This window comes from Streptomyces sp. NPDC090077 (genome assembly GCF_044747545.1).
In the GTDB taxonomy this organism is placed as follows: domain Bacteria; phylum Actinomycetota; class Actinomycetes; order Streptomycetales; family Streptomycetaceae; genus Streptomyces.
The window spans coordinates 1-12,396 of sequence record NZ_JBIVEG010000023.1; the positions used below are offsets into that span (position 1 = coordinate 1).

The window sequence follows — 12,396 nt, forward strand, 5'->3', positions numbered from 1 at the left end:
CCTGCGATGTTCAGAAGGCCGGAGTAGGCCTCCCACGGCATGAGAACTCCCGTCGGCCTGAACGTCGCCGGCGGGTCGTGGGCGACCCTCGGCGGCACCACGGGCTGCTTCACTGCGGGTGGTACCGCGTCAAGACGGTCGGGCGCCTGCGAACAACCCGCCGTCGCGGCCGTCAACGCCATGACCACACCGGCCACCAAGCGCCGCCGGATGCGCATCGTCTTCAATTGCTCCTCACTCCCTCTGGAAACGATCACCCTAAGGGAGGCGCGTCGCCGCCGGACTCCCCGTCCGGCACCCAACCGCAACGAAGCCGCGACGCCGGTAGCCGTTTCTCAGGTCGCGCCCTCCGGCAGCCCCCCGTTTCTGCATGCTGAATCTGCTGTTAACCGCTGTGACCAGTGTTGCCCCAGGCCGTACGGGTCCCCGGAAAGGATCAGCGATGCAGGAGAGCGGCATCATCTATGCCCTCATCGACCCTCGTGAACCCCAGGTGGTGCACTACATCGGGCAGACCACACGCCCGCTGTACGCCCAGTTGGCAGGACTTCTAGCCGCCCCGCCCTTCCCCGGCTCGGCGACCTCTTCCACCGCCTTGGCGTACTCGTCCTTGCCGTCCGCGCGCAGCTGCTCGACGAGCTGCGGGTTGGGCCGGAAGTGATCTTGGATGAGGGACTTGCCGCCGGAGACGACGATGGTGATGTCGGTGATCCCGGAGGCGACGAGCTCGCGGACGGTGTGCTCGATGACCGGCCGGTCGCCGACCGGGAGCATCTCCTTGGGCGTGGCCTTGGTCAGCGGCAGGAGGCGGGAGCCGAGTCCGGCGGCGGGAATCACAGCCCTGCGGATCGTCGGGTTCATCGGGAGTTCATTTCCGTCGGTGGGCCCGTGCCGCACCGGCCGGCACGGCACCGCCGACGCTACCAACGCTCCTCGGCCCCGCCCGCCCCGCACGGGTCAGGAGCAGAGGAAGGATCCGGTGTACTTCGTCACCGCGAAGTACCCGTGTTCCTTGATCGTCTCGGTGACCTGCGCACGCACCCGGGCGCGCAGCTCGCTGAAGAACGCCTCGTCCAGGCGCTCGTCGGGTTCGGAGGAAGCGCAGCAGTGGTTGTGGCCGACCTGGTAGAAGCGCAGGAAAGGCTCGGGGTCGGTGAAGCGGAGCTGGTCCTGCCAGGTGACCCGCTTCACGTTCTCGAAGTGCCGCTCCAGTTGGCCGGCGCCGTTGTCCAGGGACAGCCTGCCCTTGGGGGTGGCCTTGATCAGGTCCTTGGGGGCGCCCATCGCCTTCAGGGCGGCGAAGTGGACCTGGTACATCTCCAGCATGCTGTCGGTGCGGTCGGTGGTGAGCTGGAAGATGCCGCCGGGGCGCAGGACCCGGCGGACCTCGGTGAAGCAGCGGTCGAGGTCCGGCACGTAGTGGATCATGTAGTTGGCCATGACCCGGTCGAAGGATCCGTCGGCGAGCATGGACAGGTCGTCCGCGCTGCCCTCGATCCAGGTGCAGGGGGTGGCGGTGCCATGCATCCGGGCCCGGGCGGCGTCCAGGACGGCGGGCGCGACGTCGAGGCCGGTGATCGTGCCGTCGGCGAGGTGGGGGCGCAGGTGTTCCAGGACGAAGGCGTTGCCGCACCCGAGGTCCAGGAGGTCCTCTTGCCCGATCAGGTCCAGGTTGTCGGTCATGTGGCTGACCATTGACTTCGGGTTGGTGCGGAAGCGGTTGTGGACGTCCTGCTTGACGTCCAGCATCCCCGTGTCCTTGAAGAAGTTGTCGCGGGCGGTCTCCATGGAGAACTCGAAGTGCTCCTCGGGGATGACCTTCTTCGCGAGGGCGTCCAGGGCGGCGGTGCGGAAGTCGGTCCGGCTCATGACGGGGCTCCTTTTGCTTGGTGGTTTAGGGGTGGGTGAGCGGCGGTGCGGGCCATTTGGTGCCCACGTACTTATGGGGCAGCAGGCCGGCCAGCGGGATCAGCGCCTGCGGGTTGTCGGGCAGGGCGACGCAGATGTGCGGGGCGTGGTCCAGGAGGAGCTCGCGGCACAGCCCGCACGGTGGCACGATGCGTGCGAGCGGTGGTTCGGTGGGCTTGGGGAAGCGGACGGCAGCCACCGCGAGCAGGCGGGCGCTGGTGGCCAAGCGGGCCGCGGACAGCGCTCCGGCCTCCGCGCAGACCGCCGCCCGCCCGACCATGGCGTCCACATGCAGGCCCAGGTGCACCCGCCCGTCGGCGTCCAGGACTGCGGCCGCGATCTGGTGCCGGGCCAGCACGTAGCGGTCCCGGATCGTCTCGAAGGCCGCCGACACCAGGTCCCGCGCGACGGGGTCGGTCCAGCCGGCGGCCGGGTTCGGGACGACGTCGCCCCTCATCAGGCTGCCGCCTGGGCCGTGTCCTGATGGATCTTGGAGGGCTGTGGGCCGCGGCTGCCCTGGTACTTGCCGTCGTAGAGCACGATGTCGCCGTAAGAGCGGGTGAAGGTCACCTGCCCGAGGCGGTCGCCGGCATGCACCCTCAGCGGATTCACCGAGTGGCACTGGAAGGTCGTCTGCCCGATCGAGCCGATGTCGATCAGATCCGCCGTGCAGTGGATGAACAGGCCGAACCGGGCCGCGCCCGACCGGCCGCTGATCTTCGGCACGTGGAAGTTGCTGCCGATGACCTCGGCGCTGGCGCCAAGGTAGACGCGGTGCGGCTCCAGCACGAACCCGTCCTTGGGGATGTCGACCTCGACGTAGGGGTTCTCGGCGCGGGTGTCGAGGACCTCGCCCGTGTAGTGGATGAGGGTGGGGCCGAGCGTCAGGTCGTAGCTGTTCGGCTGGACCTGTTCGGGGTGGAAAGGCTCCAGGATCAAACGGCCGCGCTCGCGCTCGGCGGTGATAGCCGGTCCGGTCAGGATCACGAGGTCTCCTCAGGTGTGGGCGAGGGCGGCCGGGGCCAGCAGCCAGGGCGGCGCAACGGTGGCCTCGTTGATCCGGCCGAAGCGGCCCGTGTAGGGCATCCGGCCGCTGGTGGCCACCGAGAAGCTGACCTGGCCGATCTTCAGGCCGGGCCGGACGATGGTGGGCGCGGAGGCCTTGAGCTCCAGCGTCCAGGAGTGGCAGGCGCCGAGCTGGCCCAGGTCTGCGCTGTACTGGACGAACAGCCCCAGCCGGCCGATGGAGGAGCGGCCGATGAGCGAGGCGACGAAGTCGGTGCTGCCGATCTCCTCCATCGTGGTTCCCAGGTACACCCGCCCGGGCATCAGCACGAATCCGTCATCGGGGATCTTGACCTCGTCCAGCTCAAGTTCGCCGTGGGTGTCGGCCGTTCCCGCACGGTGCGTGCGCAGCACCGGCCCGAGCCGGTAGGTGTAGGAGACTGGGTTGAGTAGGGCGGGGTCGAAGGGCTCGATGGTCAGGGCGCCCAGGGCGCGCTGGCGCTGGATCTCGGGTCCGGTCAGGATCACGCGATCAGCTCCCGGGCCAGCAGGGCCAGACGCTTCCGGTACTCGGCAAGGTTGCCGGCGTTGTCGATCCTGCGCCACGGCTCCACCGGAGCGGCGCCTCGGTGGGGTGGCTCTCGTCGCCGGCGCTCAGGTCACCACGCGCCTGCCGTCGGGACCTGCGCAGGGCGGCCGGGGCGCTGATCTCGACGAGCCGGAAGCCGAGCAGGGTCACGGTTGCCACGTCCGGGGCTCGTAGGTCGTCACACAGCAGCACCGTCTTCGGGCTCTCGGCCTCGGCCTGCCGCACCCGGTAGGTGAACGGGCCGGTCAGCGCCTCCAGGTTGATGCGCCGCATCTCGGTACCGAGCAGGTTCAGCAGCCGGCCGTCCTGCTGGTTCTCGTCGGCCAAGGGCCGCCCGGCCATCGCGTAGACGGCACGCTGAGCCTCGTAGAGGGGCTCCGCCAGCCTCAGGCGTGCGACGTCGATTCCCTTGGAGGAGAGCTCCTGGGTAAGTACCTTCGCCGCGGTGCTCTTCCCGGCGCCGGGCAGCCCGTACAGGGCGATCTTGAGCATGACAGGTCTTCCCTTTCGGTTGACGCTGAGGGTGTGCGGTGGCGGACGGTTGGCCCCGGGTGGAGCCGTGGTAGCCCGGCGGCTTCTGTGCAGCCCGGGGTCGGGCTCTGCGCACGGCTCGCGCAGCCGAACGGTCTCGGTGCCGCGCTCGCGTTGTTCTACGGGGCGTGCCCGTTGCCTTCCTCCAGTGGCCCGGGTTCCGGTGAGGAGTCCAGGAAACCGTGCGGCCGCCGCTCCCCGGGAGGCGCACAAGGGGGCCAACACATCGCACGGGGCCCACATGTCAGTGGGCGGGCATAGGCTCGAACGACCCCAGCCGGAACCGACGTTGCAGGCCTTACGGGCGGAAGGAAGGTCGCCATGGCGACGGCAAAGCGACAGCGCAAGCCTCCCAACGCGGCACTCAAGCGCCTGCTGGAGCTCGCCGGGGTCACACGGGAGGGCCTCGCCCGGCGGGTCAACGCCCTCAGCAGCCAGGCAGGGGTGTCACGGGGTTACACCCATACGAGTGTCTCGAACTGGATCGATCGCGGCATGACCCCCCGTGCCCCCGTACCCGCCCTGATCGCCGCTGTGCTGGGAGAACGCCTAGGGCGGACGGTGACGCTCGACGAGATCGGGATGGGCGAGCTGCGGGAGAGCTGGGCGGACATGGGCTTGGATTTCCCGCGAGACCCCGATGAGGCCCTCCGTCTGTCCGCCGAATACTGGAGCAGCATGCACCGCCGCACCCTGCTGACCGGTGGCCCGCTCGCCATCGCCGCCTACCACACCCCGGTCCGACGCTGGCTCGCCAAGCCGGCCGACACCCCCGCACCGCGCACCGGAGGCAGGCAGGTGGGCCGTGCGGACCTGGACGAGCTGTGGCTGGCCTCCGAGGACGCCCGGCGGTGGGACTCCAAGTTCGGCGGCGGCAACGCCATGGCCTCATCCGTCTCCGCTGTACTGCAGGACCGCGCGGCCCCACTCCTGCGCGGCACCTACACCGACGAAATCGGTGCCGAGTTGTTCTCCGCAACCGCCGAACTCGCCCGCGTCGCCGCGTGGGCCGCCGTCGACATGGGACGGCACAGCACGGCCCAGCAGCACTTCATCCAGGCCCTGCGCCTGGCCCGCTCGGCAGGCGATGTCCAGACCGGCTCATATGTGCTGGCCACCATGAGCCTGCACGCCTACCTCCAAGGCCACGTCACCGAAGCAATCGACATGGCCGAAGGCGCCTACGAGCAGGGCAAGCAAGATGCTGCTCCCCGGGTCCTGGCCTTCGCCAAACTCGCCGAGGCCCGCGCACACGGCCGGGCCCGCGATGCCCGCTCAGCCGGGCAGGCGCTCGCCGCGGCCGAGAACCTCCTCTCCTCGATCCGCCCGGGCATCCGCGACGCCGAGCACGTCGGCTACCTCACCCACGCCCGCATCAGCACCGACGCCGTGGAGATCTGCCGCGACCTCGGTGACCTGGAGACCGCGCTGCGCTGGAGCCGGCAGGCCGAAGTAATGCCCGTCGGCGTCTACACGCGGGCCGTCGGCATCCGCCGGGCCGTCCTGAGCTCCGCGCACATCAGGGCCGGCGAACTCGACCACGGTCTCGACCTCGGCGCCCAGGCCGTCGAGATCCTTACCCGCGTCCGCTCGAACCGCGCCCACGCCTACGTCCACGAAGTCGTCGACAGCCTCCAGCCCTGGCAGAACCACAAGCCCGCCCGCGAGTTCGTACGGCACGCCAACTCAGCCCTGGCTCTGGCATAGCGCCGCCCGACATCCGGACGCACGGCTGGGGCACCGCGAAGACATCGGCTGGGGGCCGGACCCGGCAGAACCCACCTGACGCCGCGCGCCGGGGCAACCGAGCGAAGGACGGATCGTTCACGCCCGCCTCGTACTCGACACGCTGGTCCAGCCGATCTTGATCCTGGACTGGAAGGACGACGGGAAGGGACCCGCTCCACTTCACTTCACTTCCTCCCCCTCGATCCCCAGCTCGGCGCGCTGAAGCAGCCCGCCAGGGGGCAGCACGCTGCCCGCGAGACCCGTGCCGACGACAACGGGCTCCGTCGCCCGCCCGCGCCCACAGCGATGACCCGGCCGTCAGAGCCAGCCCTTCGGGCTGCCGGGCGGCCCCGCGGGCACGGCGGCTACGGGTTCTCTCGGAGGGGCTGAACGCCCCGGCCCGCTATGCCCAGCAGGACTCGACCCCCGCGCGGGCCGCGGCCGCGCTCGGGCTGACCGAGGCCGCCGCCCGCAGCGGACTCGACCGCCTCGTACGGGGGCGACGACCCAGCCTCGGGTGCCGGATACGCCGTGGTGTACGGCGGCGTTCGCGAACAGGTCCATGTCTTCAGGCCTTTCGGGCCGTGTGGTGGCGGGGATACGCCGAGCTGCTGGTGGTCCCAGCCGGCGGCCTGCCAGCGGGCGGGGTCCAGGCAGCGGCGGGCGTCGATGACGGTGCGGGTGGTGCTGTCGGCGAGGGAGGCGGGGTCCAGGGCGGTGTAGCGCGGCCAGTCGGTGGCCACGATCAGCACTCCGGCTCCGGTGAGGGCCTCGGCGGGGGCGTTGACCACGGTGAGCTCGGGGTAGTGGCGTCGCACCAGGTCGTTGACGCTGGGGTCGTGGACGCGGACGTCCGCGCCCGCGCGGTGCATCCGCAGGGCGACGTCGAGGGCGGGCGAGTCGCTGATGTTAGGAGCCAATCAAGGGCCATTGGAATACTTGAAGAAGGAGCTCTCTATCGATCCAGAAGAGGCTATTTCCTTCAAGTTGCACGTGGAACATGAGTTCCAGCTCAACCCATATGCTTTGTGTCGGAACTATGTCGTTCCGGGTGAACGTAACGGATGGCATTGGAAATTGCCCGCTGAACGTGTGAAAATCCAGGACGCTATCATCGGCAAGAGTTCTCTCGATGAAGAAGATCGTCTCGGCCGGGGCCTCGCTGATGGCGATGATTTTTCGATTGTCGTCTCCTGGTGCCGCAAAGCCAAATTGATACATTGTCTGCTTCCTGTGCAGCCAGCAGTTAGACCAGCGGTCGCCTGACAGGTAGTCCCCGTCGCCTACGTACCCCGTCACTCCACCGACGAGACCCATGGTGGGATCAGACCTGTATCTGCCAGTCGGTGCATCCGGCATTCTTCTTGGCTGAAGCTCGAATCGTACCCTCGCGCCAAAGTAGCGCTGATGGAGCCGTCCCTCGCTCCAGGTCTCCTTGCCCGTGATGTGCAAAGTGTCAGACGGGGGCCATTCTCCAACGAAGGGAGGCTCGGGGACCATTTTCCCCGAAGCGAACCAGAAGGTGGGATCGAAGTCTGTGAAGTCTATGCCATTCAAGATGTGGCTGATGTCAATTAGGTATTCGCGGGCGCCTTCCTGTTCGACATGGTCCCGCAACTCAGCCACCCGCTTTTCGTTCCAAGCGTGTACCTTCTTCTGTTGCTCCTCTGGGTCGACGCCCTGGGAGCGTGCCTCTGCTGCTCGAATCCTCGCGGCGTATTCCCGCTGCTCCTCGCTTGGGCGGCCGATCTCTGCCTTGCGCATCCGGTACCGAAAATCTGCTTCCTGGTCCTGATGGCGCAGCTCGAAACCTCTGACTACATAATCTGGTTCAGGGTGGTGAGGGTTCTTAAATTCAGTGTTACCTCGTGTGATCATCACGCACTCCAGGGGCGGTGAGGGTGCGGCCTGCTAGTGTCATCCCCTGCTATCAATCCTGCCCTTCGGTCGCGATAGTCGCATTGTATGTTCGTTGCTGCCGCAATAGTTCATTGCAGTGACAGTTGCGTCTTGTCCGTTACTCGTTTGCTCTCGTGTAGCTAGTACCAACGCCGTTCAGTTAGTTAGGACGAGCCCGGTGGGCGTACGGGTGGGATGGCGGGCATGCCGAGGTTGATCTGGCGGGTCATGCCGGCGAGCTTGCGTTCGGCCGCCGCGATGGTGATCTCCAGCCCTTCGACCTCGCCGAGCCAGCCGCGTTCGTGGGCCTCGGCCAGGCGCTCGCGGAGGTTGACGATGATCTCGTCGAGCCGGCGCTTCTGGGCCGGGTCGGGTTGCAGGAGCGGGCACCGGAGGCAGGCGTGCTCGTGCGCGCAAGGAGTTCCGTAGCCGCGGCCGCAGGTGCCGAGCTCGACCTTGCGCTTGACGAAGTGCTGGTGGAATTCCTCCCATTCCTCCGTAGTGGGGTCGCGGTACTCCTCGCTCGGCCGCAGTTGGCGGCGGCGGGCGAGGAAGGCGCGGTAGTGCCGGAGCACGTCCTCGGGGTAGACCGCCATGTAGTGCTCGGTGGTGGACAAATGTTCGTGACCGAGGATCTTGGCGACGATGTGCGGGGGCAGTCCGCTGCTGACCGCCTCGCTCGCGAACAGCCTTCGGAAATCGTGTGGGGTGAGCTTCAGTTCTCCGTGTCCGAGTGCGGTCAGGGCATCGTTGACCAGGCGCTGGACGTACTTGTCGGTGAGCACGCGGCGCTCGAGACCGTGGCGGCGTTGGAAGAGGAAGGGCAGTCGTGGGCTGAGTACGCGGTCGTGGGGGTCCCACCGCTGGAGTGCTGGGACGGTTTCGTGGCCGTCCCGGATTCGCTGTTTGACCTTGGCCAAGACGTGGGCGAGCTCTGGCGGGACGAGCAGTACGCGCTCGGCGTCGGCTTTGGGGACGATCTGCAGCAGAGGTACCGTCTCACCGGAATCGGGGAGACGCAGGGTGGTGAGCGCGGTCTGTGTGATCTCCAGCAGTTCTTCGACCCGGACGCCGGTGTAGAAGAAGGTGTTGACCACCGCCCAGGTCCAAAAGCCTCGCTCTTCGGCACGGAGCAGGTCGATGTGCGTGCCGGTGTCCGGGTCGGTGGCGTGCAGGCGGCGCAGCCCCGCCGGGTCATGGTCCCTGACGGCCGGGTAGCGACGGCGCTGGTAGGTGCGTCCGCCGTGGACGAACTCCCCACCCGGGGCGGCGGCACGGGCCCGGTCGATGAACTCCTGCTGGAAGCGGAGTCGCTCCTCGACGCTGGCCATCAGTTGTGGCAGCAGGGGAGCCAGCTGGCGGACCTTCTGGTGCATCCGGGCGGTGACGTGTTTGCGGTGCTTGGCGACTCCCTTGGTGTCCTGCAGTGAGACCGGACACGGCGCCGCCCACTGCGCCCAGTAGGCGTCGTGGAGCGCCCACTGGGAGATGTCGAGGTAGAAGGCGCGGACGGCGAACAGTACCGAGTAGCCCTCGTAGGGACGGTCCGGGTTGTCGTGTCCCATGCGCTTCTTCCACGCCTGGGCGACGTCGCAGGGCAGGTGCAGGCTGTCGATGCCGGGGTGGTGCTTCTCCAAGGTCCTTCCAGAAGCGCTTCGCGAGTTTCCAGATCAGCTGGCGAGTGGTGCTGTAGTCGATGGCCGGGGCGCGTTCAGTGACATACCGGATGATCAGGTCGCGGACATCCGGGCAGGACAGGCCGTAGAAGTCGACCATGTCGGGGATGTTGGGCCGCTGCCGGCGCCGGGCGCCGTGCAGGGTCGGCAGCATGCGGACGGCATGCTGCTCCTGCACTCGGGTGGCCTTCCGCCCCTGGCACGCATCACGGACGGCGGCGAAGAACTCGGCATCCCGGATCTGGCGCAGTCGCTCGAACCCCGCGGTGAAGCGGAACCGGCCGAGCCAGTCATAAGACGGACGGACGACGTCCAAGCAGAGCAAGACACCCAGACCGTGCATGATCTCGCAGCTCTTGAAGGCACTCACACGTACGGAGTCGCCGAACAAGGTCGCCAGCTCCGGGGCCTGGTTCCAGCCGCCGCTGTGCCAGCGCTCTTGCCAGCAGGAGCCTTCCGCACGGCGCAAGGCCGCCAGGACGATGCGGACACCCCGTGCGGCCTCCTGCCGCCGCGGCTCAGAGAGCGCGGGCAGAGCAGCAATACGGTCGATGATGTCCTCTTCGCTCAGGAGCGTCGCCGGCCAAGGCTTCCACTCTGCTGCTGCCGAACCGCCCGGCGCCGCGTCTGAGGCGGGAACAGCATCATCGGTCCGTGGCAGGGGCGTGGGAGGAGCAACAACCCTCATCGGACTCCTCCGAACAGTTCGAGCATGTCTTCTGCGTCGTAGCCGAGCACCGAGGACGGCAGATGCGGCTGGGCGTCGTGGCGCCGCTGCGGATCCCGCAGCCGCTCGAAGTGCTCACGCACGTGAGCCAGCACCTCCTCCTGTCGCGGCTGCAGATATGGCTCGGTCGACCGCAGCGAACCGTGCCCGGCGATGTCCCGGACCTCCACCAGGTTCAGGTCCTGCGACATCCGCATCAGCGCGGTGTGCCGTAGATCATGCAGTGACCAGTCCGTTCCCAGTGCCTCTTGGGCCCGCAGGAGCACGGCGCGGGCTGCGTCGTACTCCAAGGGGCGCAGCCGTCTCCGGAGCGTCCAGAACACCGGCGCGGAGCGGCGCAGGCACAAGGCGGGCAGATCTCGCCGATACAGCCGCAGCCACACGAACGCGTCCGGCGAGGCCGGCACGTGCTGCAGGGCCTTCGTGCCCTTGCGGATCACCCCGATCGTCTGGTTCTCCGGATCCACCAACCTGTTGGTGAGACCGAGTAGTTCACTCGGGCGGGCACCGCTGCTGACGTAGAAGGCGAGAAGCGCGCGGTCGCGGTCGTACCTCATCGCGGCGAACAGCTCGTCGAACGCCGTGTCGGGCAGAGACCGCGGCGCCCGCTTGGGCACCTTCTGCCGCAACGGGGCCCTGCGGCTGCTCGGGAACGCCTGCAGCGGATTGTGATGCGCCGCGTACCGCTCTCCACCAGGGCCTGGCCGCCGGGTTGTGCGGCTTGGGCCACCGCCTAGAACCGCCCCTCACCCGCCGCTCCCCACCCGCCAGCGAAGTCCTCCAGGGCGCGGCGCTGCTGCTCCTCGCGGGCAATCTCCCGAGCGAGGGCGTCTCGGTCGATGTACGGGTCGACAGCGGCGAGGCCCAGGCACTGGAGTTCGTCCGGCTCCAGCGCTTCGACTTCCCATTGGACCGGTTGCTCGATGTCGAAGACGTAGCGGCGGGCGAAGGCCGGCCACCTTGGGTCGTCGCGTTTGCCCTCGGTCGCCGGGAGACCGTACGCGCGGACCTGTTCGTGGGTGAGCAGCACCCGGGTGACCGAGCTCCAGCAGCCGGTCCGCTCCACCCAGTCGCGTTCGATGTCTTCGCCCGAGCAGTCGAAGTCGCCTACGTTTCTCCGGGGCGCCGCGAGCGTGCGGTTCGAGTTCTCGCAGCTCAGAAGCGGTCCGGATGACGATAGCGCATGCAACAGGTGTGGTGCACGGATCGGGGCTCAGGATTCACTCGGTTGGGCAGCCCCGGTCCAGAAGGTGGTGCGGTCCCGCCGGGCGAGCCAGGCTGTGGGGCGGGCGAAGCTGATCTGCCAGACGGTGCCGACGTAGTCCTGCTGCTCGGGCTTGGTGCTGCCCGAGGTGCCGTAGTCCCTGGTGTAGACCGTGGTCCGGAAGACGCCGTTCAACGCGTCCCAGGTCTTCTGGGCCGTCCGGAAGCCGAGCATGGCGGCGAGCATCTGGAAGCTGTCGATGCGCCCCTGGTCCAGCTGGATGAAGTAGTCGCCGCCACCGACGTGCTGGTTCCCGTCGCCGAGGATGAGCGACTGGTAGAGGATCTGGGCCTGGGTGGCCGTCAGCGAGCTGATGAGCGCCGGCGGCAGCTGCTTGTCCGGCAGCGCCTGGCGGATGCGGGCTCCAAGGTCCACCCCGATGTAGAAAGGGACCACGCCGGTCGGTGCCTGCCGATGCTCGTTGAAGGTGAAGCCCTCCTGGCGGAAGTGCTCCGCGAGGCGGCGGAGCATCTGGGTCTTCTCCGGGTTGACCCGCTCTGATTGAGACACCTGCACGTGGTTCCAGGTGCCCTCGTGGCGGGGCTTGGGGTAGCAGCCTTCGGTGATGATCCAGCCGAGTAGCTCGACGAACTCGTTGCTGTAGGGGGAGGCGTGGGGGAAGGCGCAGGGCGCCCCGCCGCCGAAGACGATCCTGACCCAGCCGCGGCCCGCCAGGGCTCCCGTGGTGGCCCAGTCGTGGGGGCGGTCGTCGCCCAGCTTGCGCCCGAGGTCATTCAGCTGGAGCCAGGGCTGGCCGGGCGCGCTGAGCGCCTTCACGGCCCTGTGCTGCCATGCCGTCAGCGGCCCGTCGGATGCCGAGTTCCAATGACGACGGTGGACGCGCGTGATCTTCTTCCAGCGGATCTGCTTGTCGACGGGGTCCAGTCCGAGGACGTGATCACCGACCTGGATCTGCTCGTAGGTCCGCCAGCCGAACGGCGTGAGCGCCTCCGTCGCGGCGTCGACCCCGGCCTCGGCCGGTGAAGGGATCGTCTCCATGGCGAGAGTCTGGCGGCTGCCACCGACAATGAGCCCCCGAGGTTCAGCGGATCAGCCGACACCTTCGCCG

At 68.2% G+C, this 12,396-nt stretch carries 13 protein-coding genes and 1 pseudogene; 1 reads left to right on the forward strand and 13 read right to left on the reverse strand.

Annotation, left to right across the window (positions count from 1 at the left end):
- The 7 genes and pseudogenes from ACIPW5_RS29385 to ACIPW5_RS29415 all read right to left on the reverse strand — a co-directional run.
- Positions 1 to 227 (reverse strand): hypothetical protein (locus tag ACIPW5_RS29385; RefSeq protein WP_401251152.1); only part of this gene is annotated, 227 nt, incomplete at its 3' end.
- A 331-nt stretch (positions 228 to 558) separates the two neighbouring features.
- A pseudogene (locus ACIPW5_RS29390) lies at positions 559 to 861 on the reverse strand (sugar phosphate nucleotidyltransferase); the annotation flags it as partial.
- Positions 862 to 957: 96 nt separating this feature from the next.
- Complete coding sequence (locus ACIPW5_RS29395; protein WP_401251155.1) at positions 958 to 1,869, reverse strand: class I SAM-dependent methyltransferase; 912 nt, start codon at positions 1,867 to 1,869, stop codon at positions 958 to 960.
- 25 nt (positions 1,870 to 1,894) lie between these two features.
- Entirely contained in the window at positions 1,895 to 2,365 is a 471-nt protein-coding gene (locus ACIPW5_RS29400) for a hypothetical protein (RefSeq protein WP_401251157.1), read from the reverse strand.
- Positions 2,365 to 2,895 (reverse strand): dCTP deaminase domain-containing protein, encoded by a 531-nt coding sequence (locus tag ACIPW5_RS29405; RefSeq protein ID WP_401251160.1) that lies wholly within the window; start codon positions 2,893 to 2,895, stop codon positions 2,365 to 2,367. Before ACIPW5_RS29405 ends, ACIPW5_RS29400 begins: the two co-directional genes overlap by 1 nt.
- Before the next feature lie 9 nt (positions 2,896 to 2,904).
- Positions 2,905 to 3,441, reverse strand: a complete 537-nt coding sequence (locus ACIPW5_RS29410) for a dCTP deaminase domain-containing protein (RefSeq protein WP_401251163.1) — start codon at positions 3,439 to 3,441, stop codon at positions 2,905 to 2,907.
- Positions 3,442 to 3,445: 4 nt separating this feature from the next.
- Complete coding sequence (locus tag ACIPW5_RS29415) at positions 3,446 to 3,994, reverse strand: hypothetical protein (protein ID WP_401251166.1); 549 nt, start codon at positions 3,992 to 3,994, stop codon at positions 3,446 to 3,448.
- Between the two features lie 360 nt (positions 3,995 to 4,354).
- Here ACIPW5_RS29415 and ACIPW5_RS29420 point away from each other — a divergent pair, with 360 nt between their 5' ends.
- The gene (locus ACIPW5_RS29420) at positions 4,355 to 5,740 is read left to right on the forward strand and encodes a sporulation protein (RefSeq protein ID WP_401251168.1); all 1,386 of its coding nucleotides are present in this window, start codon (positions 4,355 to 4,357) and stop codon (positions 5,738 to 5,740) included.
- A 386-nt stretch (positions 5,741 to 6,126) separates the two neighbouring features.
- On the opposite strand, the gene ACIPW5_RS29425 is transcribed toward ACIPW5_RS29420, so the two are convergent.
- From ACIPW5_RS29425 to ACIPW5_RS29450, 6 genes are all read right to left on the reverse strand, one after another.
- Positions 6,127 to 6,681, reverse strand: a complete 555-nt coding sequence (locus tag ACIPW5_RS29425; protein ID WP_401251171.1) for a UDP binding domain-containing protein — start codon at positions 6,679 to 6,681, stop codon at positions 6,127 to 6,129.
- A complete protein-coding gene (locus ACIPW5_RS29430; RefSeq protein WP_401251174.1) occupies positions 6,671 to 7,639 on the reverse strand; it encodes a hypothetical protein in 969 nt (322 codons plus the stop codon). Before ACIPW5_RS29430 ends, ACIPW5_RS29425 begins: the two co-directional genes overlap by 11 nt.
- A gap of 185 nt (positions 7,640 to 7,824) precedes the next feature.
- Positions 7,825 to 9,297 carry a tyrosine-type recombinase/integrase gene (locus ACIPW5_RS29435; RefSeq protein ID WP_401251177.1) on the reverse strand — a complete coding sequence of 491 codons (1,473 nt, stop codon included), beginning with the start codon at positions 9,295 to 9,297 and terminating at the stop codon, positions 7,825 to 7,827.
- 723 nt (positions 9,298 to 10,020) lie between these two features.
- On the reverse strand, positions 10,021 to 10,692 hold the full coding sequence (locus ACIPW5_RS29440) for a tyrosine-type recombinase/integrase (RefSeq protein WP_401251179.1): 672 nt from the start codon (positions 10,690 to 10,692) through the stop codon (positions 10,021 to 10,023).
- A 104-nt stretch (positions 10,693 to 10,796) separates the two neighbouring features.
- A complete protein-coding gene (locus ACIPW5_RS29445) occupies positions 10,797 to 11,129 on the reverse strand; it encodes a hypothetical protein (protein ID WP_401251181.1) in 333 nt (110 codons plus the stop codon).
- A gap of 147 nt (positions 11,130 to 11,276) precedes the next feature.
- A complete protein-coding gene (locus ACIPW5_RS29450) occupies positions 11,277 to 12,326 on the reverse strand; it encodes a hypothetical protein (RefSeq protein ID WP_401251184.1) in 1,050 nt (349 codons plus the stop codon).
- Between the last annotated feature and the right edge of the window lie 70 nt (positions 12,327 to 12,396).